Here is a 24,358-nt window from a genome sequence, read left to right as displayed (position 1 = left end):
CCACGGTTCAAAGCCTAGTCGATCTCAGGCGTCCTCGGGGGCCGATTCCAGGCGCGGACGTGCGAAATAGTCGCGCGTCAGCCGGAAGACGACCGGACTGAGCAGCAGCAGCGCCACCAGATTGGGCAGGGCCATGAGCGCGTTGAGCGTGTCGGCCACCAGCCAGATGAAGTCCAGTTGCGCGATGGCCCCGATCGGCAGCGCCAGCACCCAGAGCACCCGGAACGGCAGGATGGCCCGGTCGCCGAGCAGATACTGCGCGCAGCGCTCGCTGTAGACGCTCCAGCCGAGCGTGGTCGTGTAGGCGAAGAGCATCAGCCCGATGGCGACGATGTAGGAACCGACACCGGGGAGTGCCGTCTCGAACGCCTGCGAGGACAGGGCCGAACCCGTCGCGCCCGAGTCCCAGACGCCCGTGACCAGGATCACCAGTCCGGTGATGGTGCAGATGACCAGGGTGTCGATGAAGGTGCCGGTCATGGCCACCGCGCCCTGGGCGACCGGATCGTTCGATTGCGCGGCCGCATGCGCGATCGGGGCGCTGCCGAGACCCGCTTCGTTGGAGAACACGCCACGGGCCACGCCATATTGGATCGCCGCCGCGACCGTGGCGCCCGCGAAGCCGCCGGTCGCCGCCGTCGGATTGAACGCCTGTGTGAACACCAGCTCCAGTGCCGGCATGATCTGCTCGCTGTTGAGCCCCAGCACCACCAGACCGCCCGTGACATAGATGACGGCCATCAGCGGCACCAGCGCCGCCGAGACATCGCCGATGCGCTTGATGCCGCCGAGCAGCACCAGACCGGCGAACACTGCCATCACCACGCCGGTGATCCAGAAGGGCACGCCGAACGCCTCCTGGGTGGCGTGAGCCACCGAGTTGGCCTGGACCGTGTTGCCGATCCCAAAGCCGGCCAGCACGCCGAAGACGGCGAAGGCCGTGGCCATCCACAGCCACTTCTTGCCCAGTCCCAGCTTGATGTAGTACATGGGACCGCCGAGATGACGGCCCTTGCCGTCGATCTCACGATAGTGCAGCGCCAGCACGGCCTCGGCGTACTTGGTCGCCATGCCGACCAGAGCCGTGCACCACATCCAGAACAGCGCGCCCGGTCCGCCGAGAAAGATGGCCGTGGCCACGCCCGCGATGTTGCCGGTGCCGACGGTCGCCGAGAGCACCGTCATGAGCGCGTGATACGGCGGAATGTCGCCATTGCCCTGGCTGACGCGCCCGCGCCAGAGCATGCGGAAACCGAAGCCGAGCTTGATGAGCGGCATCAAGCGCAGTCCCAGCATCAGAAAGAAGCCGACCCCAAGGATCAGGACCAACATCGGCGGCCCCCAGACCCAGCCGTTCAAGACGTTGATCCAAGCGGTTATCTGTTCCACTGCCGTCGTGCCCCCGTAGAATGCGTCGAGTTGAAGTCTGTCGAAAATCGAGCCGTTCGCCCCCGATCCACGCCGGACGCGACCCGCGCGACACTATAGCAAGGCCAGGCGGGCGACAAGGGAGGTGCGCCGCGTGCGTTCCATGCTCACGGCTTTACCGCGAACGCCTCCAGGCCGTATGCTCGCTCGACTCTCTTCAAGCTCCGGGTCTTCATGAAACTCCTCATCGACTTCCTTCCGATCCTGCTCTTCTTCGTCGCCTACAAGTTCGCCGGCATCTACTGGGCGACGGCCGTGGCCATCGGCGCCACGGCGGTTCAGGTCGCCTGGTTCTGGGCGCGCCGGCGCCGGGTCGAGACGCTGCCGCTGGCCACGCTCGGGCTGCTGGTCGTCTTCGGCGGTCTGACCATCGCGCTCCACGACCCGATCTTCGTGATGTGGAAGCCGACCCTGGTCAACTGGCTGTTCGCCGCCGTCTTCATCGGCAGTCACTGGATCGGCCAGCGCACCCTGATCGAGCGCATGATGGGCCAGGCCATCGAACTGCCCCAGCCGATCTGGGCGCGACTCAATGCGCTCTGGAGCGGGTTCTTCGTCTTTCTCGGGCTGGCCAACCTGTTCGTGGTCTATGTCGGCAGCGGTTTCTACGAAGCGCATCAGGCACTGCTGGCGGCGACCGGCGAGTCCGGCGTGGATCTTTCGGCCTGCGCGACGCTCTATACCGGGACGGTGCTGGATCTCTGCAACGCGGCCCAGGCGCGCGAGTCGACTTGGGTCGACTTCAAGCTCTTCGGTATGATGGGACTGACGATCGCCTTCGTGATCGCGCAGACGCTCTATCTCTCGCGTCACGTCAAAGAAGACCAACAACCCCAAGCCCTGGAGACGGATTGACGTGCTCTACGCCATCATCGCTGTCGATCACCCCAACAGCCTGCCTGCCCGCCGGCAGGCGCGTCCGGCGCATCTGGCCCGACTGGAAGCCCTGCGCGACGCGGGCCGACTGATCCTCGCCGGCCCGCATCCGGCCATCGACAGCCCGGACCCCGGTGAGGCCGGTTTCACCGGCTCACTGATCGTCGCCGAGTTTTCCGATCTGGCTGCCGCCGAGGCTTGGGCCGCCGCCGATCCCTATCGCGAGGCAGGCGTCTACAGCACCGTCAGCGTCAAGCCCTTCAAACAGGTCTTTCCCTGAGTCGCCGCGTCCAGGTTTGCTCGTGTGCCGAATCTGGCCGGCTCACACATGTCTCAATCAGTCTATTCTGTTCAATCGATGGAAATCGTCCTTATGAAGAAAACACCCCTTGCGCTCTTGCTGTGCACCCTGCTCGCCACTGGCGGCGTCGTTGCCGAGGACAAGAAGGACACCGATTCGCCCGAGACTCTGATCGCCACCGTCAATGGCACACCGTATCGACTCGATGTGTTCCGCGTCTTCTTCATGGAGCGTCTCCAGGGACGTCCGGCCAGCAACGATCCGGCGGTCCAGCAGCAGCTCTTCGATGAGTTCATGAACCTGATCGTCGCCTCGCAGGAAGGCGATCGTCGCAAGCTCGAGGGCGAGCGCAACGTGGTCGCGGCGCTGGAACTGGAGCGCATGAAAGTCATGTCGAACGCCGCGCTCTCGGCCATGGCCGACGAGATCGAGCCCAGCGAGAAGGAACTGAAGGACGCCTATGACCGCATCAAGGAACAGGCCACCCGCACCGAATACAAGGCGCGCCACATCCTGCTCAAGAGCGAGGACGAGGCCAAGAAGCTGATCAAGCAACTGGACAAGGGCGCCAAGTTCGAGGAACTGGCCAAGAAACACTCCGAGGGACCGACCGGCAAGGATGGCGGCGACTTGGGCTGGTTCGATCCGGCCCAGATGGTGGCTCCCTTCGCCGAGGCCGTGACCAAGCTGGAGCCTGGCTCCTATACCAAGGAACCCGTCCAGACCCAGTTCGGCTGGCACATCATCGAGCTTCAGGAGACCCGCAAGGCCGAACCGCCGGCCTTCGAGGACGCCAAGCCGCAGCTGACCGCGCTCGTCAGGCGCCAGAAGCTCGCCGAAATGCGTAACAACGCGATGGTCGAACTCAACGAAGAGGTCGTGCGCTTGAAAGCCGAAGGCGAGGACGCCAAGAAGGACTGAAGATAACGATCGGCCGTCTCACTGGCATGACCGGCGATCCGTGGCCGGTCATGCCGGAGCGACTGGATGCACCCAGCGCGGCCGACCGGAAACCGAAGTCGTCATCCGGTGGACACGGGCGAGACCAGCAAGGCTCAATTGGGCCGGCGCTTGAGCGTATCGAACGCCACGAGCTGCACGTCCTGCCGCTCGTCACTGTAGTAGGGCCGCTCGCCGCCGCGCCCCTGCTCCACGGCCAGCTCCTGCTCGCGCTCGGCGATCAGGCCCAGACACTGGCGCACCTGCTGGATGGTCGCATCCGAGAGCGGATGACGCATCCCCGGCGGCGGCGTGACATCCTTGACGATCGCCGTCAGCGTCTTGCGCATGGCGATCATGATCTGCTGTTCCTTCGATAAATCAGTCATCAGCGAGTGCTCCCGGTTGCGGTGTGTCTGAACGGCCATCGTCTCCATGTAGCGCCTGGAGCCGCGCGATCAAGGATTCGAGTCCGGCCTCGTCGATCACGACCACACCCAGGGCTTCGGCCTTGGCGAGCTTCGAGCCGGCTTCCGCGCCCGCCAGCAGATAATCGGTCTTTTTGGAGACACTGCCCGTCACCTTGGCGCCGAGTCCCTGCAACCGGGCCGCGAATTCCTCGCGCGGACGACTGAGGGTGCCGGTGATGACGAAGGTCTTGCCGGTCAGGGGCGCCGCGCTCGGCTCGGCGGGCATCGAATCGGAGCGCTCGACTTCGGGCCAGTGAATGCCGGCCGCCAGCAGATGCGCGATCGCCTCGCGATTGTGCGCCTGGGCCATGAAGCCGACGATGTGCGCCGCCACCACAGGCCCGATACCCTTGATCGCGACCAGATCCTCGACGCTCGCGGCCATCAGCGCCTCGATCCCGCCAACGTGTTCCGCCAGCAGCTGCGCCGTGGTTTCGCCGACCTCGCGGATGCCGAGCGCGAAGACGAAGCGCGCCAGCGTCGTGCGTTTGCTGTGCTCCAGGGCCGCGATCAGATTGGCCGCCGACTTCTCGCCCATGCGCTCCAACAAAGCCAAGCGGTCGGCGGTCAGACGATAGAGATCGGCCGGCTCACGCACCCACTCCAGATCGACGAGCTGCTCGATGAGCTTCTCGCCCAGCCCCTCGATGTCCAGCGCCCGGCGCGCGGCAAAATGCCGGATCGCCTCCTTGCGCTGGGCCGGACACCAGAGTCCGCCGCTACAGCGCGCGACCGCCTCGCCCTCCGGCCGGATCACGTCCGAACCGCAGACCGGACACTGGGTCGGCAGCTCGACCAGCCGTGCCCCGTCCGGACGCCGCTCGACGAGCACCCGCACGATCTCGGGGATCACGTCACCTGCACGGCGGATGTAGACACTGTCGCCGATGCGCACGTCTTTGCGCCGCACCTCGTCGAGATTGTGCAGCGTCGCCTTGGAGACGGTCACCCCGCCGACCTGCACCGGACGCAGCCGCGCCACCGGCGTCACGGCCCCCGTGCGCCCGACCTGAAACTCGACCGCCTCGACCTCGGTCAGCGCCTCCTGAGCCGGAAACTTGCGCGCGATGGCCCAGCGCGGATGATGCGCCGTGGCCCCGAGCGCCGTCTGCGCCGACAGCCGGTCGAGCTTGAAGACCACGCCGTCGATGTCGTAATCGAGCGTCGCGCGCCGCCGTCCCAAAGCCTCGAAATAGTCGCGACAGCCATCGAGTCCCGCCACCTGCCGTAGCTCGGGCGAGATCGGCAGCCCCCAGCCAGCCAGACGCTGGAGCATCTCGAACTGACTCTCGCCCGGCTCGCCCGCGATCTCGCCCCAGCCATAGGCGCAGAAACGCAGCGGCCGACGGGCGGTGACGCGCGGATCGAGCTGACGCAGACTGCCGGCGGCGGCATTGCGCGGATTGGCGAAGGGACGCTCGCCGCGTTCCTCCAGACGCGCGTTGAGCCGGTCGAATCCGGCACGCGGCATGTAGACCTCGCCGCGCACCTCCAGCACCTCGGGCCAGTCCTCACCGAGAAGCCGCAACGGCACGTTCGGAATGGTCCGCGCGTTGTGGGTCACGTCCTCGCCGCGCGTGCCGTCGCCACGGGTCGCGGCCAGCACCAGCACCCCGGATTCATAGCGCAGCGTGATCGCCAGCCCGTCGAACTTCGGCTCGGCGGTGTAGAGCACAGGATCGAATTCAGGCAGCGCAACCGTGAGACGACGATGGAACTCCACCAGCCGCTCATCGCTCATCGCATTGTCGAGCGAGATCATGGGGACAGCGTGCCGAACCTCGCCCAACTCCGGACGCGGCTCGGCGCCGACGCGCTGGGTGGGCGAATCGGGCGTGATCAGAGCGGGGTGTTCGGCTTCCAGCTGCTGGAGCTCGGCGAACAGGCGGTCGTACTCGGCGTCCGGGATCTCAGGATCGTCGAGTACGTAGTAGCGATGATTGTGATAGCGGATCTCGGCGCGCAGCGCCTCGATGCGCTGGGTGATGGCGGAGGACGTCACCGCCGCCGGGTCCGTTTCCAGCGTAGTTCGTTGTCGGTCACGGCCTGACGCAGCTCTTCCTCTTTCTTGACGGTCAGCGGCCGGCGTGCCGCATCGAGCACGTCCCCATTGAGCGACAGGGCCAGCTTGCGCGCCGTGGCCACCATCTCGTCGAGGATGGTCATGTCTTCGGGATCGCCCTCCAACTGAGCGAAGAGCACCAGTCCGGGGGTCGAAAAGCCGTCCATCTCATCGAAGGGGAAGCGCCCCGGCTTGACCATGTTGGCCATACTGAAATAGACCCGGGTCTCGTCTTCGAACTCGTCGAGACAGTGGAAGATGTCCATCTCGCCCGGATAGAGTCCGCAACCGGCAGCTACCTCCAGGATCTCCGGACCCTTGAAGGGATAACGGCGCGCGCTGACGCTCAACTGGATCAGCAGCGGATCAGACACCGAGACCTCGCGGCGTTTGGGAGCCTTGGGCGCCGAAGAAGCGGCTGGAGCTGCCTTGGCCGGTTTGGTCGTCTTCGGCTCCGGGATGTCCTCGGCCTCATCCGGCATCGGCTCAGGCTCGCGCATGCGCTCCACCCGACCGGGCTCGGGACTCGACTCGACGTCCGGTTCCGGGCTGATGCGCGACCGCAACCAGGACTTGGATCGCGCCGGCTTGGCCGCAGGCGGCTCTTGCACGGGCGGCGGCTCGGCGGCTTCGTAGCGGTCGGGCGCGGGATCATGCCGGCTCGGACGCACGCCATAGGGTTCGTCCGCGCCCTCGTCCTCGACCAGATAATCGTCTTCGTAGTCGTCGTGATAGCCCCCCTGGCGCTCGCGATGACGCTCCCAGAGATAGAGCGCCACGATCAGGATGGCTCCAATGACGATCAGGATCAGGCGGATGGTGCTGGCGTCCATTCGTGTGTTGGTTTTTTAGTGGGTTTTTAAGCTGTAAGGGCGCAAGTATAACAATGCCGGTTCGGGCTGTATCGCCCGAGATCGTTTCTCAGGCCACCGCCGCCAGACGCACCGCCTCGTCGACGTCGACGCTGACCAGACGCGACACACCCGGCTCGTGCATGGTCACGCCCATCAAATGATGCGCGATCTCCATCGTCACCTTGTTGTGACTGATGAAGATGAACTGCACCTGGTCCGACATCGCGCGCACCAGTTCGCAGAAACGCCCGACGTTGGCATCGTCGAGCGGGGCGTCGACCTCGTCGAGCATACAGAAGGGCGCCGGGTTGAGCTGGAAGATGGCGAACACCAGCGCCACGGCGGTCAGGGCCTTCTCGCCGCCCGAGAGCAGATGGATGCTGGCGTTGCGCTTGCCGGGCGGGCGTGCCATGACGCTGACGCCGGTTTCGAGCAGATCCTCGTCGGTCAGTTCCAGATAGGCCTGTCCGCCGCCGAACAGACGCGGAAAGAGCTGCTGGAAGCCCTGATCGACCTGATCATAGGTCTCCTTGAAGCGGCTGCGGGTCTCGCGATCGATCTTGCGGATCGCCTGCTCCAGGGTCTCCAGCGAACGGGCGATGTCGTCGTGCTGGGCGTCGAGGTAGGTCTTGCGCTCGGACTGTTCCTTGAATTCATCGACCGCCGCCAGATTGACCGCGCCCAGACGCTGGATGCGCGCGGCGACCTTGCTCAGTTCCTCCTGCCAGACGGTCTCGGTCGCCGCCGGATCGAGTGATTCCAGGATCGCGCCCTGACTGGCGCCGAGTTCGGCGAACTGTTCCTCCAGCGTGCGCTGGCGGACCAGACGCTCCTGACGCTCCAGCCGCACGGTGTCCAGTCCGCGCTGGTTGGCCTGGACCGCCTGCTCGGCGCGCTGACGCGACTGCTCCAGCGTGCGGACCTCGGCTTCCAGCGTTTCGCGCCGTTGGCGGGCCTCCTGCAATTCGTCCTCGACCTCGACGCGACGCACCAGATGTTCGTCGAGTCGTTCGCGCTGCTCGGCCAGCGGCTCGACGCCCTCCTCCAGCGCGGCGATCAGCTCATCGCGCCGGTCGAGTAGCTGGGTCTGCTGGGCCTGGGCGCGCGTCTGACTCTGGCGGGTCGCCTCGCGCGCGGCGCGGTTGGACTCGACCCGGATGCGCAGGGATTGCGCCCGGTCGCGGCAAGTACGTTCGCGCTCGCGGCTCTCGGCGACCTGGGTGCGCAGACGGGTGCGCTCCTGTTCCAGCGTGACCCGCTGTTCGGCCAGGGTCTCCATCTGATCGAGCCAGTCGTGCAGACGTTCGCGCGTATCCTCCATCTCGGCGAGCGATTCGGCGCTCTGGCGCTCCAGGTCGGCCCATTCCTCGTCGAGCGCGCGCCGACGCTCGGACTGATGCTCGACGCGCGTGCGCAGAGCACTCAGTTCGGAGCGCAGGGCCGAGCGCTCGCGCTCCAGGCCGGTCAACTCGGATTCGAGCGCGAGCCGGCGTTGTTCGGAGTCGGTGCGCGCGTCGCGCAGTTCGAGCTCCTCGTCGAGCCGCTCGGCCTCCTCGTCGGCGAGTGCGGCCAGCTCGGATTCGAGCGCGGCGATGGTCTCGGCGCGTTCCAGCACGCCCGAGGCGCCGTCGCGCTCCGGGACGCGCAGCCAGTGACGGCCGACCTCGATGCCTTCGGGCGTGATCAGGGTCGCGTCGCGGCTCAGATCATGACGCGCCGCCAGCGCCTCGCGCAGATGGGCGACCGTGTGCGTCGGGCCGAGCAGCCCGCCGATCGGCCAGGGCGACTGGGCGCGCTGGCCGAGCCGCCAGTATCCGGTCTCAGGCTCGGGTTCCGAGCCGGGATCGCCCGCCGTTTCGAGCAACACCAGACCGGGCGGCAGTTCGTTGGCGTCCGCCACGGCCGTCTCCAATGCATCGACCGTCACGGCGCGCAGGGCCTGTCCAAGCCGGATCTCGACCGCGCGCTCCCAGCCCGGTTCGACTTTGAGCTGCTCGACCAGACGCGCCGCGCCCGCCAGCCCCCGGCTCGCCAGCCAGTCGCGGCGCTCGACATCGGTATCGGCCAGCGCCGATTCCTGGAGCGCCGTCAGCGAGGCCAGACGTCCCTTGGCTTCGCGCAGACGGGTGCGGACCTGATCGAGCGTATCGGCCAGCGCGCGCAGTGCGGTCTCATGTCCGGCCAGCGATTCGAGCACCGCGTCGCGCTCGTCTTCCAGGGCCTCGATCCGCTCGTCGAGCACGGATTCGCGCTCGCTCAATTCTTCCAGCCGTGCCGAAACGTCGGATGCATCCAGCCGCGCGCGTTCCTCCTCGATCCGGCGCCGACGCTCGCGCTCGCGTCCCTGGGCCTGCTCCAGCGCCGTGAGTCGGGCACGTTCCAACTGCGCCTGCTCGGATGGCCGCGCGGCCTCGGCGTTGAAGGCGTCCCACTCGGATTCCCAGGACTTGAGCTGGTCTTCGAGCGTCATGAGCGAACCCGTCGCCTCCGACAGCTCGGACTCGGCCTGTTCCAACTGGGGTTCGTCCTCGGCGAGCGCGCGCGCGATCTCAGTCAGACGCTCGCGGTCGCGCTCCAGATGCTGCCCGGCTTCGTAGAGCTCCTGATCGAGCCGCACCAGCTCGGCCTCGCGCCGACCGCGTTCCTCGTTGGCGAACTGGATGGCCTGCTCGGCGCGGGCGATCTCGGCGCCGACGGCGTAATAGCGTCCCTGGATCGCGTTGAAGTCGTCGGAAGCGGCGTTGTACGCCTCGCGTTTAGACTCGATCTCAGCCTCCAGCCGCCGCTGTTCGGCCAGACCCGCTTCGCCCTGGTTCTCGGCCTCGGCCAGACGCCGGCTCAGCGCCTGGAGTTCATCGTCGAGCGCGCGCCAGCGCAGCGCCTTGAGTTCCAGATCCAGACGGCGTTCCTCGGCGCGCAACTGGGTGTATTTCTCGGCTGTGGCCGCCTGACGCTCCAGATGCAGCAACTGCTTGCCGACCTCCTCGCGCACGTCGTTGAGCCGGTCGAGATTCTCGCGCGTGTGGCGCATCCGGTTCTCGGTCTCGCGCCGGCGCTCCTTGTACTTGGAGATCCCGGCCGCCTCTTCCAGAAACAGCCGCAGATCCTCCGGACGCGCCTCGATGATGCGCGAGATCATCCCCTGCTCGATGATGGCGTAGGAACGCGGCCCGAGCCCCGTGCCGAGGAACAGATCCTGGATGTCGCGGCGCCGACAGCGCGTGCCGTTCAGGAAGTAGCTGGATTGACCGTCGCGCGCGACCTGACGCTTGACCGAGATCTGATCGAAGGCCGCGTACTCGCCCTCGGCCCCGCCGTCGCTGTTGTCGAAGATCAGCTCGATGCTCGCCACGCCGACCGGCTTGCGCCCGGTGCTGCCGTTGAAGATGACGTCGGCCATGGACTCGCCGCGCAGCATCTTGGCCGAGGACTCGCCCATCACCCAGCGCACGGCGTCGATGACATTGGATTTGCCGCAGCCGTTCGGGCCGACGATGCCGACCAGATTGCTCGGAAAGTGAACGGTCGTGGGATCGACGAAGGATTTGAAGCCAGCGAGCTTGATGCGCTCGAGTCTCATGGGTGAAGTGTTGGATTCCAGTTGGTTCAAGCCGTGGTTGTCGAGGTGCGGAGCATACCTTGTGGGACCGGATGTCTCCAGAAGCCGTGGCGTCACAGCCCGCGCGGTCTGCATCCCGGCTGGCGGCTCCACCCCGAACACAGGCGCTTGTGTTACCTTCCGCCTGCTCGTGGGTTCCCCAAAACAATGACAAGAGGCTTCAGATGCGCTCTGCCGTTCTCAAATCCCTTGCCGCCACCCTGATGGCAACCACGTCCTCTCTGGTGTCGGCCTATGATCTGCCGTCTGTGAATCTCGGATTCACCAGTTTCCTCGACGGCGGACCGCCGGCCGGTCCGGGCTGGTATGCCCAGCAGTACGTCCAGGTCTATCGTCAGGGACGTCTCAAGGATGCCGATGGCGACGACCTGCGCCTGCCGACCGGGCGCGGACTCGAAAAGGCTGAGGTGGACGTCAACGTCAGTCTGACGCAGTTGCTCTACTCGTCCGATCAGGAGCTGCTGCTGGGCGGCAAATGGGGTCTGAACTTCATGTTGCCGATCGCCGGCTTCGATATCGATCCCGGCGACAATCTGGCGCTCTCGAACAACAGCGGCAATCTCGGCGATCTGCTGGTCGGCCCTTTTCTGCAATGGGATCCCGTCATGGGACCGAACGGACCGCGCTTCATGCAGCGCATCGAGTTGCAGATGCTCCTGCCGACCGGGGACTATGACCCCGATCATGCGCTCAATCCGGGCAGCAACGTCTTCTCCTTCAATCCCTACTGGGCGGCGACCCTCTTCATTGATCCAAAGTGGACGGTCTCCTGGCGTCTGCACTATCTCTGGAACGCTGAGAACTCCGACCCCAGCAGTGCGCTCGGCGCCGACGACTCACAGGCCGGTCAGGCCATCCATCTGAATTTCGCCAGCGCCTACGAGGTCATCCCCAACCGTCTGCGGCTCGGCCTCAACGGCTACTATCTCAAGCAGATCACCGAGAGCAAGGTCGACGGGCGCGAGCTGTCGGACAGCCAGGAGCAGGTGCTCGGTATCGGGCCGGGTCTCGTCTATCACGTCTCCAAGAACGATCACCTGTTCGCCAATCTCTATTGGGAGACCCTGGCCGAGAATCGGCCCGAGGGTGCGCGGCTGAATCTGCGCTACGTGCATCACTTCTGAGCCAGCCTCCGCCAGCCGCGCGGCCGTTCATGAGCGATCGCGCGTCGTCGCGGCTGGTTGCGACTCAAAGAGCGGTGGCGCGCGCCTCGGCCGGCCTCGCGCCTTTGGGCAATAGAAACGCCAGCGCGCCGAGCAACAGCGTGCTGCCGAGCAGGAACAGGTGCAGATTGACCGCGCCGGCCAGCGCCAGCTTCGGATCGACTCCGAGCGGGGCCAGGGCCGCGACCGCCGCCAGCTCGTAGCTGCCGGACCCGGCGATGCCGTGAAAGGGCAGCACGCTGGAGAGCTCAGCCCCCATGACCCCAGCCAGCAGCCGCCAGACATCGATCGGCAGGAAGAACCTGAGCAGACTGGTGAAGGCGACGAACTTCAGGCTCCAGATCAGCGCTGTCCAGCCATAGACACGCACGATCAGCCAGGGGTCGCCCGGCGCGGCCTGGAGCACCCGGCGCAGGATCGAACGCAGACGTCCCGCGCCGGCCAGCTTGGCCGAATCACCCATCCCGGACAGGACGATCAGGACGCCGAGTCCCAGGATCCAGAGTCCGCCCGCCAGCCACCACAGCCAGGAGGGATGCCCGAGCTGTAAGATCAGCAGCCCGATCAGCGCCAGGAAGTGCAGATCGAGCAGCCGGATCCAGACCAGTGCGGCGGCCGCGTCCAGCAGCCCCTGCCCGAAATAGCGGCGCATCAGCCAGGGAAAGACCAGCTCGCCCGCGCGCATCGGCAGCAGATTGTTGGCCGTGTTGTGCAGGATGCTCAGACGCAGCACGGCCGGGAAGCGCCCGGCCAGCCGCGCGCCGAAATAGTCGCTCACCCGCACCGCGCGCAGTCCATAGCTCAGCGCCGTGAGCAGGAACAGCCAGGCGAGCAGCCAGGGCGAGAGTTCGCGCCAGGGCGCCAGCAACGCTCCCCAGCCGACCAGAAACTCGACCGCGACCACCAGCGCCAGCAGCAGCGATCCGCCGAGCAGCCAGTCGCGTACTCGCCCCAGACGCAAGGCGCCCGTGCGAACGTCCGGATCAACCATGTTTGCGCTTCTTGCGCTTGGGCGGATAGATGGGCGCCTCGCCCGGCGGGCGGGTCTTGAAGCGACGATGGACCCAAAAGTATTGATCCGGTGTGTCACGCACGCAGGCTTCGATGATCCGGTTCATGCGCGCCGTGTCGTGCTCCGGGTCTCCGCTCGGGAAGTCGTCGAGCGGCGGCTCGAAGATCAGCTCCATCCCCTGTCCCCAGGGCAGGAAACGCGGAATGGCCGGAATGACCACGGCCCCCGTCATGGCCGCGAAGCGCCCGAGCATGGGCACGGTCGAGGCCGGGATACCGCAGAACGGGACGAAGATCCCGCGCCGCCCGCCATCCTGATCGGGCAGGTACAAAAAAGGCGTGCCGCGCTTGATCTCACGCACCAGACCGCGCAGATCGTCCTGACGCTCGACCGAGAGACCGCCGAAGCGCCCGCGCGTGCGCTTGACGTGATGCTCGAACACCGGATTGCGAATCTTCTGGTACATGCAGCTGCCCGAATGCACCAGGGCCGAAAAGGCCTGAGCGCCGAGCTCCAGTCCGACGAAATGCGGCAGCAGGATGATGACCGGTCGTCCTTCGGCGATACAGACATCGACGCGCTCGCGGTGGCGCAGCCGCACCAGACGCGCCAGCCGCGCGCGCGGCGCGCTCCAGGCCACACCCTGACAGAACGCGGCCACGCCGAGCCGGCCGAAATGGGCGCGCAGCAGGCGTTCGCGCTCGGCAGGCGTGCTCTCGGGCAGGCACAGTTCCAGATTGCGCCGCGCGACCAGACGCCGCGAGCCGGCCATGAGATAGGCGAGACGCCCGAACACCGAGCCGAGCACCCACAGTAGCGGAAAGGGCAGCCGGCCCAGCGCCAGGATCAGCCACACACCGAACCAACTCGGCCAGGCGCGCGGATGCCGGAGCGCCCGGTCAGTTCTCGAATTTGAAGAAGATGTCGGCACCTTGACTCTCTCCGGTCTCGGTCTGGAGTTCGATATGCTTGGAGACGTCGTAACGCAGCTTGACTTTGTTTGACTCGTCGCCGAGTCCGCTTTCGTATTCCATATAGATCTTTGGGGCGATATAGGTACCGACCGCCAGCCCCGCCTGATCGGTTCGATCGTTGGCCGAGGGCGGGATGCCGGTCATCAGATACTTGGTGATGTCGGCCTGGGTCAGGCCTGGATCGCTGTCGGAGAAGAAGGTCATCTTGGGATTGCGCAATGTGCCGACCACCCGCACCCCGGCCGTGGTGTCGCCGCCCTGGCGTTCGGCCTGGAGCAGCAGCCCCGGATTGCCGATCGGACTCTTGGCATAGATCAGCCGGCCCTGGGTGATGGTGAGCGGCGCGCCCAGCTCGGCCGCGATGCCGAAACCGCCGCTGAGCCGATACTGCCCCTCGGTGATCTGCAACTGACCATCGCCCAGCATGTCGCGCCCCGGATCCTGCAACACGCTCAGCGCGCCGGAGAGACGCCCGCGCACGCCGAAACCGTCGATCGTCACCTCGTCGCCGAGCACCAGACGCAGATCGAGCGTGACCGGGAAGGGTGTACCGCGCTCCTTGGCTTCGAGCACCACGTCACTCGACGGCGAGACGGTGCCGGCCGGGAGTGAGCGTGGGCGGATACGCGCCTCGGGCACGCGGATCTCGCCGCGCACCACGGCGCCGCTGGGGCCGACCTCGATGTCGATCCCCGGCGAGAGACGCACGAAATACTCCTTGGTATTGGCGAGCTTGAGCTTGTTGCCTTCGAGACGCAGCCTGGCCATCGGCCCCTGGCCGCCGGTGCGTCCCTCCCCGGTCAGGGTCAGGGTGCCGCCGCCGAGCTTGGCCGCGCCACGGATGTCGAAGCGCTCGAACGAGGGCGCCTTGGCCTCGATGTTCATGTCCTCGACGCCGAGCGCCAGCAGCGGCAGCTGGAAGTTCACGCCTTTGATGTCGAACTGTCCGCTGACACCGGGCCGTTGGAGTGTCCCGCCGAGATTCAGGTCGGCCGAGATCGAGCCCTGGAGTCCGCTGATGTCGGGCGCCAGACTGGCCAGCGGTTTCAGATCGCCGATCTCGGCGCGCACACGGCCGCGCAGTGACTGTGCGGGCCGCGCCGGAGCGTCCAGACGCCAGCCCGGCAGACTCAGCTCGCCGTCGATCCGGCCCAGCCCGGCGACCGGAACGGCCAGACGTGCGGCGAGTCCGGTGGCCCCGGCGTCGAGCGTCAGACGCGCGCTGGAGAAATCCAGTCGTTCCCGCTTGTTCTGTCCGAGATCGAGCGTGACCCGTCCCTGAGGGATCTCGGCGGTGGCCTGACCGCTGAGGACAGCGCCATTGGCCTGGAAGCGCCCCTTGATCCGACCCGCACCCTCAGCAGCCAGGGTGTCCGGCAGCAGATGCTTGATCAAGGCGAAGTCGAGCCGGTCCAGGTCCAGTTCCGCGCGCCAGCGTCCCGATTCGGTCTGCTCGAAGCCGACACAGCCGCCGGCGCCCTGGGACTGACGCAGACAGACCGGCCCGGCGGCGATCCGGGCGCCGTCGAGCGTCAGCGGCAACGGACGCTGGAGCGACCAGACGCCCCAGTCCCGGCTGTCGAGCTTCAGGGTCGACACCCGGCCGCTGTAGCCGCCGCTCGCGGCAAGCGCGCCCGTGGCCTCCAGGGTGAGTCCGAGCGGCTGGCCCGTGAGCCGTGCCGAGAGGCGATGATCGGCTATGCGTCCATCGCCGCGCAGTTCGAGTCCGCTCCAGGTCATCCCGCCGGCGGCGAGATCGCGGCCGGTGAACTGGAGCGCGAAGCGGCCATTGGACGCCAGATCCAGATCGGCCGTTCCACGCAGCTCGGTCAGGGCGTTCCCGGCCAGCGACATCCGCTCGCCTTTGAGGTCGAGCGTGACGCGCGGCGTCTCCCGTGTTCCCTGAACCCGCCCGGACGCGCTCAGGCGCCCGCGCGCCTCGGGCCACAGACTCGCCAGGTCAGGCGACTCCAGCGCAAAGCGGAGATCCAGGTCTTGTTCGATATGCCCATCGAGATTCAACCGGCTCGGTCCCGAGGAGGCCGTCAGACGCTCGATCCGGAGCCTGTTGCCCGCCATCCGCACCTGACCGCTGGCGGCGATCGGATACTCGCGCAGACGTCCGCTCAGCTCCTCGATGACCGCCGTCAACTCCGGGCGTCCCTCCGCGTCAAGACGCCCTTGGCTGGTCAGACGCCCATCGATCCGTCCCGGCCAGTCGGGCGCCTGGACACCAGGATTCAGGCCCGTCGCGCGCAGACTCAGATCCCAGGTCAGCTCCGGCGCCCAGGTCAGGGCGCCCGCCCCCTCCAGACGGCCATCGAGCGTGTCGAGCGCGAAGGAGCCGAGCTGGGTGCCGCTGGCCGTCCCCTGCCCTGCCAGTTCGAGGCCGGTGCTCGGGACGCTCGGGCCGGCGACCTTTCCGGAGAGTCGATAGACGAACGATTCGAAGCTGCCCGAGGCCGTCAGCGCCCCCTCGGCCGACTCGGCGACCAGCTCACCGCTCAGCGGCCAGCGCAGCTGTTTCCAGTCGCCCTCCAGCGCAAAGCGGCCCGGTTCCCGGCTCAGATCCAGCTCGCCCTGGAGGCGCAGATCGGCGTTCGAGACCTGCTCGGTCAGCTCCAGCGAACGCACCGTCAGCCGGTTCTCTTTCCACAGCAGATCGAGTTCCAGTGCGAGCTGTCCGAGTTCGGGTCGATCCGGCGCGCGCGTGTCGAGCGTACCTGAGAGCACGGCGTTCTTGAGCGAGCCTTGGGTCTCGAGTTGGGCCTGGATCTCGATCGGCGGCAGATCCGGTCGGAAGACCGCCGGATCGAGCCGCGCGACCTCGATCCGGCCATCCCAACCCAGAGCGCCTAGCACATCATGCACCTCGGTGGAGAGCTGGGCATCGACAGGACCGCTCAACGCCAGGGTCAGTTCGAGTCGTTGCAGATCGCCGCTCAGTCGGCCTTCACTGGCGAGATGAACCTCCGGCGCTAGCTCCAGCGCCCAATCGAGATCAAGGTCGAGCGGATACTGATTGGTCAGGGTCGCCCGCCCCTGAAGACCGGCACTCAAGGCGGGAGCGCGCAGACGGGCTTCCAGGCGCCCCAGATCCAGTTCACCACCGGCGAGACGGCTGTCAGCGAGTCGGGCCGACTCCAGGGCGAACAGCGGTTCGTCGGCCCCCGCCCTCAGTATTCGCAAGCGTTCCAGACTCAGCTCACCGACCTCGACGCCGAGCGGCAGCACGATCGCCGGCAGGGTCAGCGGCTCGTCGTCCTCGGCGCTCGGCCCCAGTGCCACGTCCAGATCGCGCACCGCCAGACGTTCGATGTCGAGCACACCGGACAGGAGCGCACGCGGCGACCAGTCCAGTTCGAGCACACCAATCCGCAGACCCAGTGTCGGCCGGTCCAGCGCCACGTCCGACAGCCGGAGACGGCCGAGGACGCGCCCCTCGATCCCGCCCACGCGCAGCGTCTCGGGCACAACCCGCTGCGCCAGCTCCAGGCCCAGGCGCAGCCCGCTCTCGGTGCCGAGCAGCACGCCGAGTCCGGCCGCCAGGATCAGGACCAGCGCCAGCAGTGAGCCAATCAGCCAACCGAGCCAACCCAGGCGGCGTGGTCCGGACGAACGCGGCTCGGGCGCCGGTACGGTCTCACTCGCCCCGGTCGCTGTCGATCCAGTCGCAGGCGGTGTGGTGGATGCCTTGATGTCGTCCATCGCTCGCGTGCTCGCCTAGAGATCCGGCCCGATCACGATATGCAGCCGGGCCGGCGGTGTGCCGCCGTCTGAGTCCTTGGATACGGCAAAGGCCAGATCGAAACGCACCTGACCGATCGGCGAGGCCCAGCGCACGCCTACTCCAACGCTCTGGGCCAGTTCCTGCTCATAGTCCGGATCGAAGGCATTGCCGAAATCGGTGAAAACGGCCGCGCTCCACGGTCCTTTGACGCGGCGCTCCAGCTCCAGGCTGCCCACGGCCAGATAGCGCCCGCCGACCGTCTCGTCGGTCACGGGATCGTTCGGCCCCAGGGCATCGAAGCCCCAGCCGCGAATGGAGTTGTCGCCACCGGCATAGAAGCGTCGGCCGGCCGGCAGGTCATCGACGCTCTCGGCCCAGGTCGCGCCCAGATCGGCGCGGGTGATGAAGCGATAGTCGCGCGCGAAGCGCCGCACCCATTTGAACTGAACCTGACCGCTCAGATAGGACGCCTCCGAGACCACACCCTGCATGGCCCCGACCAGACTGTACTTGAGCCGATAGCCGTCGTTGGTGAAGACCGGGTCGTCGGCAACTGTCTTGGACCAGGAAATATTGGGAGCCAGTTCATTCGTCGCGTCCATCGCGCTCTCGTTGATGCTGAGATCCTCGTAGCGATAGTCGAGACCGATGTTGCGCCGCCAGCCGCCCGGACTCAGGGTCGAGTGCGCGGCCTGGATACTGTGCACCCAGCCCTGGCGCGTGGCTGTGTCGTAGTAGGCCGAGACCGGCTTGACGATGATGTAGTCGCGGGTCGGGTCTTGGATCGGGAGGCGATAGTCCAGCTCCCACTGCGAGAACGCGGGCGACAGGCTCAGCTCGGTGCGCAGCTTGTGGCCCTGAGAATTCAGATAGCGGCGCCGGTAGTCCAGGGTCAGACGCGGCCCGACATCGGTGGCGAAGCCCAGACCGATACGATATTTGTTGGCCTTGTTGCGCTGGGCCACGACCTCGATCGGCACCCGATTGTCGGCGTCGACCTCGTCCTTCAGCGGCACGATCTCGACATCGCTGTAGTATTCGCTGCCGAGCAGACGCCCCTGGAGTCCGAGCAGGACGTCGGGGTCGTAGACATCGCCCGACTTGAAGCGGACATAGCGCTCGAGCAGATCCTCGTCGAGCAGATCCTGCTTGAAGCGCACCGTGCCGAGACGGTATTGCGGGCCGGTCTCCAGGTGGAAGAAAACGTGCGCCTCATAGGCCAGCGGGTCGATGAGCACCTGATGACGATCGAGCCGATAGTCCAGATAGCCGGCCGAGGTCGCCGCATAGCGGAGGTCGGACTTGGCCTTCTCGTAGGCGGCGTGGCGGAGTACATCGCCGGCCTTCATGGGGAAGGTCTTGGGGAAGACCGGATCGGCTGCGCCCTCCCCCGTGACCTGATAGTCGACCGTGGTGATCCGCACCGGCTCGCCCGGCTCGACGCGATACTGGGCACGCCAAGTGCCCGCCTCATCGGCAGGGCGTTCGAGTCGATCCTCGACCTGGACACGGTAGAGTCCAAAGGGGGCAAGCGCCTCGCGGATCTGATCCGGGGCGCGGCGATGCAGCGCCTCGACGCGCGTGGCGGTCAGATCGGCCTCGGTGCGTTCGTTGTAGATGCTCAGGAGTGCCAGGACATTGGCCTCGCGCTCACCCTTGAGTCCCTCGACCCGGACCTCCAGCTTGAGTGCCCAGGCTGACGTGTTGCCGAGCAACCCGAGCGTCAGCGAGAGCAGTACCCAAGGCTGTCGATGCCGCCAAAGCCTCATTGCAAGGCCATGAAGCGCGCCGCACCGAGCAGCGGGGTGTTGGGTTGCAGGATGACGCGCACCGGCATGCGCCGCATCAGCGAGCCCATGCGCCCCTTGTCGAAGAACCCTTCCAGGAAACCGCCCCGACGCAGACAGGCCAGATTCTTCAGGGCGATGCCGCCGCCCAGATAGACTCCGCCGAGCGCCATGTGCTTGAGCGCCGCATTGCCGGCCTCGCGTCCATAAAGACGCATGAAGAGATTCAGTGTCTCGCGGCACAGCGGACACCGATCGTCGGCGGCGGCCTGGGCGATGGTGGCCGCCGTGTCGCCTCCGGTGTCGATGACCGCTTGCAGCCAGTCAGGCGCCTGGACACTGTGATGGAAACGCAGGAAATCGAACAGATTGACGATCCCCGGACCCGAGACGACCCGCTCCCAACTCACACGCCCGAAGCGCGACTTGAGATAGGTCAGCAGCGCGAACTCCAGATCGTCGGCCGGGGCGAAGTCCGAGTGTCCGCCTTCGGTGGCAAAGGCATGATGACGCAGTCCATCCCAGAACAGCCCCGCCTGTCCGAGTCCGGTCCCGGCGGCCACGACACAGGCGTTACCCTGACTGCACGGATCGCCGGGGTGGAGTTCGGCCAGATCGTCCGAGCTGAGGATGGGTACACCCCAGGCGACGGCTTCCAGATCGTTGAGCAGTTCCACACAGGTCAGACCCAGGCTCTGCTCCAGGGCCTCGGCGTCCAGCACCCAGGGCAGATTGGTCGTCTCGCAGCGCCGATCATGGATGGGGCCGGCGACGGCAAAGACCGCGAACCGGCATGTGGCGCCCGTTTCGAGCAGATAACGCTGCACGATCTGATCGAGCGAGCCGAAGGACGCGCTGGGATAGCGCCGGGTCTCTCCGAGACGCACGGACCCGCCATCCGTCTCGGCCAGGCCAAGGGCCGTCTTCGTGCCACCGATGTCACCTACCAACAAGCGCATATCCAGATCTCCAGTCACCGGGCGGCGAACACGCTGTCGCCATCGGCGGGAATGAGGGGTCGCGATCAGTCGGCGGGGATCATAGCAAGATGTGCGCGTGGCGGCGAAATCACCGCATGGGCGCACCGCAGTCGAAGCCCCCCGCCCGAACCCGCAAGGGTACGGACGGGGGCGCCAGGATCAAGCGCTGAAAGGCTTATTGGCTCTTGGTGCTCGGTTGAGTGGGGGCGGGATAGGCATACCCCGGATAGACATAGCCGGGATAACCATAGACGGGTGCCCCCCAACCATAGGGTACGCCGTAGAGTCCGTAGGGATAGTAACCGCCATGGTACGGATAGCCGCCGTACCAGGGGCTACCCCAGGGTCCGCCGCCCCAGGGACCGTCCCAGGGGCCGCCGCCCCAGCCGAAGGGATTCCAGCCCCAGAAGGCATTGGCGGGCAAGGTGGCGAGTGCAGAGGCACCAGCCAGGGTCGAGACCAGCAGGAGTCGCTTCATCGTCATCTTTGATCCTCCACGAAATAGACAGCACCGTTCGCATGAACGGCGCTCATCATGCGGTCGAGCCGCAACGCGCAAGATTAAGGCGGACGCGCGCGCGCGACCTTGATCCGCATCAATCAATACGCGCATTCGTCACCACCGACGCGCTTCGGGCTTGAGATCGACGCCGCTGCCCCCAATCCCTTGGCGCCAGGCTCGATGTGCCATGGCGGCACGCGAATCATCGCCACAGCCGATCGAAACGATTCTTACAATCCATTTAATTCGACCACTTTTTCCGGGTTAATCTATGTCCGTCGGCCCTGCGGGGCCAACCCGATCATCCACCAACCAGACGATTCATCACCCATCAGGAGAACCGAACCATGTTCCAGGACCGTACCGGAAGCCGTATCCCCAGCGTCACCTTCCACACCCGCCGGGGTCATGAGTGGGTCGATGTGACCACCGACGAACTCTTCGCCGGCAAGACCGTGGTCGTCTTCTCGCTGCCGGGTGCCTTCACCCCGACCTGCTCGTCGTCGCACGTACCACGCTACAACCAGCTGGTTCCGGCCTTCAAGGAACTGGGCGTCGACTCCGTGGTGTGTGTGTCGGTCAACGACACCTTCGTCATGAACGAGTGGCAGAAGGCCCAGAACGCCGACAACCTGATCTTCGTCCCGGACGGCAATGGTGAGTTCACCGAGGGCATGGGAATGCTGGTCGACAAGGACGCGATCGGTTTCGGCAAGCGCTCCTGGCGCTACTCGATGCTGGTGCGCGACGGCGTGGTCGAGAAGATGTTCATCGAACCCGAGGTCGAAGGCGACCCCTACGAAGTTTCCAACGCCGACACCATGCTGGAGTATCTGGCGCCCAACAAGCCCAAGCCGCTCGACATCGCCGTGTTCAGTCGCGATGGCTGCCCCTTCTGCGTCAAGGCCAAGGAAGCGCTGCGTAACGCCGGTCTCGACTTCGAGGAGCTGGTGCTCAACGAGGATTACACTGAACAGGGTCTGCGCGCCGTCTCCAATGCCGCGACCGTGCCCCAGGTCTTCGTCAACGGCAAGCTGATCGGCGGCTCGGATGCGGTCATCGCCTGGCTGGAGTCGCGTTGAGATCACGCTGAATCCGCTCTGGCCTTAACCTGACGAGGCTTCGGGTGATCGCGAGCAGGCGGTCGCCCGAAGCCTTTTGCGTTCAGGCATCGGCTTTGAAAAAACAGGAGTTATGACTATGAGCCAGCATTTTGATCTGATCGCCATCGGCGGCGGCAGCGGCGGCCTGGCGGTCGCCGAGAAAGCGGCGCAGTTCGGCCGTCGCGTAGCCCTGATCGAAGGCGCCAAACTGGGCGGCACCTGCGTCAACGCCGGCTGTGTACCCAAGAAGGTGATGTGGTATGCCGCCAATCTGGCGGCGGCCGTCGCGGATGCGCCCGACTACGGCATCCAGGCCCGTTCGGACGGTCTCGACTGGGGCAAGCTGATCGCCGGCCGCAACCAGTACATCGCCGACATCAACGGCTACTGGGACGGCTATGCCGAACGCCTGGGCCTCACCCGGATCGACGGCTTCGCGCGTTTTGTCGATGCGCGCACGGTCGCGGTCGGCGACCAGCACTACACCGCCGACCACATCGTCATCGCCACCGGCGGCCGGCCGATCGTGCCACGAATGCCGGGCGCTGAACTGGGCATCACTTCGGACGGCTTCTTCGCGCTGGAAGAACAGCCCAAGCGCGTCGCCATCATCGGCGGCGGCTATATCGGCGTGGAGCTGGCGGGCGTGCTGAGCGCGCTCGGCACCGAGATCACCATCGTGGCGCTGGAAGACCGGATGCTCGCGCTGTTCGATCCGCTTATCAGCGAGACCCTGGCCGAGAACATGACGCTGCATGGCATCGACATGCACCTGCAATTCGAGGTCGCCGGGATCGAGCGCGATGAACAGGGACTGGTGCTGGCCGCGCGCGACGGTCAGCGTCTGACCGGCTTCGATCAGGTCATCTGGGCCGTCGGGCGCGCGCCCAACACGCGCGAGCTGAACCTGGAGGCGGCCGGGATCACGGTCGAGCGTAGCGGTGTCATCCCGACCGATGCCTGGCAGAACACCACTGTTCCCGGCATCTATGCCATCGGCGACATCACCGGGCGCGAGCCGCTGACTCCGGTAGCGATCGCCGCCGGACGGCGTCTGGCCGAACGCCTGTTCAACGACAAGCCGGATTCAAAGCTCGACTACGAGAACGTGCCCACGGTGGTGTTCGCTCATCCGCCGATCGGCAAGGTCGGTCTGACCGAGCCTGAGGCGCGCGAGCGTTACGGCGACACGCTCACCATCTATGAGACCAGCTTCACGCCCATGCGCTACGCGCTCAACGCACACGGACCCAAGACCGCGATGAAGCTGGTCTGTGCCGGTGAGGACGAGAAGGTGGTCGGCATCCATCTGATCGGCGATGGCGTCGACGAGATGATGCAGGGCTTCGGTGTGGCGGTGAAGATGGGCGCGACCAAGGCCGATCTCGACAATACGGTCGCCATCCATCCGTGCAGCGCCGAGGAACTGGTGACGCTGAAGGTGCCGGTGCGGCGGCCGGGTCAGTCCGGTTGAACGACTGGGATGCGTCCAGGCGGCGGGGTGGACCAGGGCTGCCCCGCGCGCCCCATTGCGCCGCCTGGATGTCGGGCTAGATCGCCGTCCGTCGCCGCCACAGACGCCATGTGTGTCTCGGGGTGATCCGGAACACAGGTCCGCGACAGGAATCGAGCCGGATCGCCGCCAGATGCCCAGCGCGCAACGCCGCCCAGGATCGCTCGATCGCTGTGTCCAGTGCGGTCATGGCGTCTGACCAGGCATCCAGATCCTGGTCGAGCCAAGCACGCCAGTGCCGATCCCACAGGACGAGCCGGCGCCCGGAACCGGACACGGGGTCGTCCTGCCAGGACGCCAGCGAGCGATACGGGCGTCCGGTCAGGCGCCCCAACCCGGCGATCAGCGGATGATCGCCGATCAGCCTGTCCGGCGCCGAATCCGATGGCGCCGGAAGCGATCCGGCGCCCCAGGTCCAGATTCCGCTGATGACCGGCCGGCCGTTCGCCTCGCGTCGCCGGTTGACCGGATCGGCGTGAAAGAGCATCTGTGTCTCGTTGAGCACTCGAATCCACTCCCGTGCCCCCGGCCCGCGCGGCAGATGCTCGGCCATCGAGCCGCCCTGGACCGCATGCAGCGGCGAAGTCCACAGGCCAGACAGGGGGCGAGCGAGCCGCAGATACCAGCGCGCCGGTGTCGGAGCCAGCAGCGAAAGACCTTCGTCGGCGAAATGCCGGTTGAAGGTCTCGACCAGCGCATCGGCTTCGGCACGATCCGGCTCGATGCGCTGGCCCGCGTAGACCAGCAGCCGATCACGATCGGGGCGCGCATGGATCGGATCGGCATGCATCCAGATCGCCTCCGGTTCGACCGCCTCGCCCTCGCCCAGCAGCGCCACCGCAGCGGTCGGCGCTACAACATCCGCCGACGAACACTCGACGCCGGCCGCACACATCAATGTGGCGAAGGGATCGCGATCAGCGTCCGGCAGACGATCGGCGCGCGCCAGCAGGCGCGCGATGGACGGTGCCTGTACGCTCAGGCCCGTGCGCTCCGAGACGGGTTCGAGCAGGTAGGGGCACACAATGTCTAGTGTCGGCATCTC

At 66.4% G+C, this 24,358-nt stretch carries 18 protein-coding genes; 6 read left to right on the top strand and 12 right to left on the bottom strand.

Annotated features, from left to right (window positions below):
* Positions 1–24: 24 nt before the first annotated feature.
* Complete coding sequence (locus ALVIN_RS06610) at positions 25–1,389, bottom strand: alanine/glycine:cation symporter family protein (protein WP_012970550.1); 1,365 nt, start codon at positions 1,387–1,389, stop codon at positions 25–27.
* A gap of 213 nt (positions 1,390–1,602) precedes the next feature.
* Here ALVIN_RS06610 and ALVIN_RS06605 point away from each other — a divergent pair, with 213 nt between their 5' ends.
* From ALVIN_RS06605 to ALVIN_RS06595, 3 genes are all read left to right on the top strand, one after another.
* Entirely contained in the window at positions 1,603–2,283 is a 681-nt protein-coding gene (locus ALVIN_RS06605; protein ID WP_012970549.1) for a septation protein A, read from the top strand.
* A gap of 1 nt (position 2,284) precedes the next feature.
* Positions 2,285–2,584, top strand: coding sequence for a YciI family protein (locus ALVIN_RS06600; RefSeq protein WP_012970548.1), 300 nt, complete (start codon positions 2,285–2,287; stop codon positions 2,582–2,584).
* A 93-nt stretch (positions 2,585–2,677) separates the two neighbouring features.
* Positions 2,678–3,526, top strand: coding sequence for a peptidylprolyl isomerase (locus ALVIN_RS06595; protein WP_012970547.1), 849 nt, complete (start codon positions 2,678–2,680; stop codon positions 3,524–3,526).
* 134 nt (positions 3,527–3,660) lie between these two features.
* Here the strand turns inward: ALVIN_RS06595 and ALVIN_RS06590 are convergent, their stop codons facing one another.
* The 4 genes from ALVIN_RS06590 to smc form a co-directional block, all read right to left on the bottom strand.
* Positions 3,661–3,933 (bottom strand): hypothetical protein, encoded by a 273-nt coding sequence (locus tag ALVIN_RS06590; protein WP_012970546.1) that lies wholly within the window; start codon positions 3,931–3,933, stop codon positions 3,661–3,663.
* Complete coding sequence (gene ligA / locus ALVIN_RS06585) at positions 3,926–6,016, bottom strand: NAD-dependent DNA ligase LigA (protein WP_012970545.1); 2,091 nt, start codon at positions 6,014–6,016, stop codon at positions 3,926–3,928. Before ligA ends, ALVIN_RS06590 begins: the two co-directional genes overlap by 8 nt.
* Positions 6,013–6,909 (bottom strand): cell division protein ZipA, encoded by an 897-nt coding sequence (gene zipA, locus ALVIN_RS06580; protein WP_012970544.1) that lies wholly within the window; start codon positions 6,907–6,909, stop codon positions 6,013–6,015. The genes ligA and zipA overlap by 4 nt, the downstream gene beginning before the upstream one ends.
* 88 nt (positions 6,910–6,997) lie before the next feature.
* Positions 6,998–10,510: a chromosome segregation protein SMC gene (gene smc / locus ALVIN_RS06575; protein WP_012970543.1), complete on the bottom strand. Its 3,513-nt coding sequence runs from the start codon at positions 10,508–10,510 to the stop codon at positions 6,998–7,000.
* Positions 10,511–10,713: 203 nt separating this feature from the next.
* Between smc and ALVIN_RS06570 the strand changes: the two genes are divergently transcribed.
* A complete protein-coding gene (locus ALVIN_RS06570; RefSeq protein ID WP_012970542.1) occupies positions 10,714–11,673 on the top strand; it encodes a SphA family protein in 960 nt (319 codons plus the stop codon).
* Between the two features lie 64 nt (positions 11,674–11,737).
* On the opposite strand, the gene ALVIN_RS06565 is transcribed toward ALVIN_RS06570, so the two are convergent.
* From ALVIN_RS06565 to sgpC, 6 genes are all read right to left on the bottom strand, one after another.
* Positions 11,738–12,703 (bottom strand): lysylphosphatidylglycerol synthase domain-containing protein, encoded by a 966-nt coding sequence (locus ALVIN_RS06565; protein ID WP_012970541.1) that lies wholly within the window; start codon positions 12,701–12,703, stop codon positions 11,738–11,740.
* Entirely contained in the window at positions 12,696–13,655 is a 960-nt protein-coding gene (locus ALVIN_RS06560) for a lysophospholipid acyltransferase family protein (protein ID WP_012970540.1), read from the bottom strand. The genes ALVIN_RS06565 and ALVIN_RS06560 overlap by 8 nt, the downstream gene beginning before the upstream one ends.
* A complete protein-coding gene (locus ALVIN_RS06555; protein WP_012970539.1) occupies positions 13,624–17,406 on the bottom strand; it encodes a translocation/assembly module TamB domain-containing protein in 3,783 nt (1,260 codons plus the stop codon). Before ALVIN_RS06555 ends, ALVIN_RS06560 begins: the two co-directional genes overlap by 32 nt.
* 15 nt (positions 17,407–17,421) lie before the next feature.
* Positions 17,422–19,197: an autotransporter assembly complex protein TamA gene (locus ALVIN_RS06550; RefSeq protein ID WP_012970538.1), complete on the bottom strand. Its 1,776-nt coding sequence runs from the start codon at positions 19,195–19,197 to the stop codon at positions 17,422–17,424.
* The gene (glk, locus tag ALVIN_RS06545; RefSeq protein ID WP_012970537.1) at positions 19,194–20,174 is read right to left on the bottom strand and encodes a glucokinase; all 981 of its coding nucleotides are present in this window, start codon (positions 20,172–20,174) and stop codon (positions 19,194–19,196) included. Before glk ends, ALVIN_RS06550 begins: the two co-directional genes overlap by 4 nt.
* Positions 20,175–20,370: 196 nt before the next feature.
* The gene (gene sgpC, locus ALVIN_RS06540) at positions 20,371–20,679 is read right to left on the bottom strand and encodes a sulfur globule structural protein SgpC (protein WP_012970536.1); all 309 of its coding nucleotides are present in this window, start codon (positions 20,677–20,679) and stop codon (positions 20,371–20,373) included.
* A 365-nt stretch (positions 20,680–21,044) separates the two neighbouring features.
* Here sgpC and ALVIN_RS06535 point away from each other — a divergent pair, with 365 nt between their 5' ends.
* Both ALVIN_RS06535 and gorA read left to right on the top strand, forming a co-directional pair.
* Entirely contained in the window at positions 21,045–21,779 is a 735-nt protein-coding gene (locus ALVIN_RS06535; protein ID WP_012970535.1) for a glutathione peroxidase, read from the top strand.
* 118 nt (positions 21,780–21,897) lie between these two features.
* Complete coding sequence (gene gorA / locus ALVIN_RS06530) at positions 21,898–23,274, top strand: glutathione-disulfide reductase (protein WP_012970534.1); 1,377 nt, start codon at positions 21,898–21,900, stop codon at positions 23,272–23,274.
* Positions 23,275–23,350: 76 nt separating this feature from the next.
* On the opposite strand, the gene ALVIN_RS06525 is transcribed toward gorA, so the two are convergent.
* A complete protein-coding gene (locus ALVIN_RS06525; protein WP_012970533.1) occupies positions 23,351–24,355 on the bottom strand; it encodes a 2,3-bisphosphoglycerate-independent phosphoglycerate mutase in 1,005 nt (334 codons plus the stop codon).
* Positions 24,356–24,358 lie beyond the last annotated feature (3 nt).

Origin of the sequence: Allochromatium vinosum DSM 180, assembly GCF_000025485.1 — a bacterium.
GTDB lineage: Bacteria > Pseudomonadota > Gammaproteobacteria > Chromatiales > Chromatiaceae > Thermochromatium > Thermochromatium vinosum.
The sequence above is the reverse complement of the archived record's forward strand: the minus strand, read 5'-3'. Positions and strand labels throughout refer to the sequence as shown.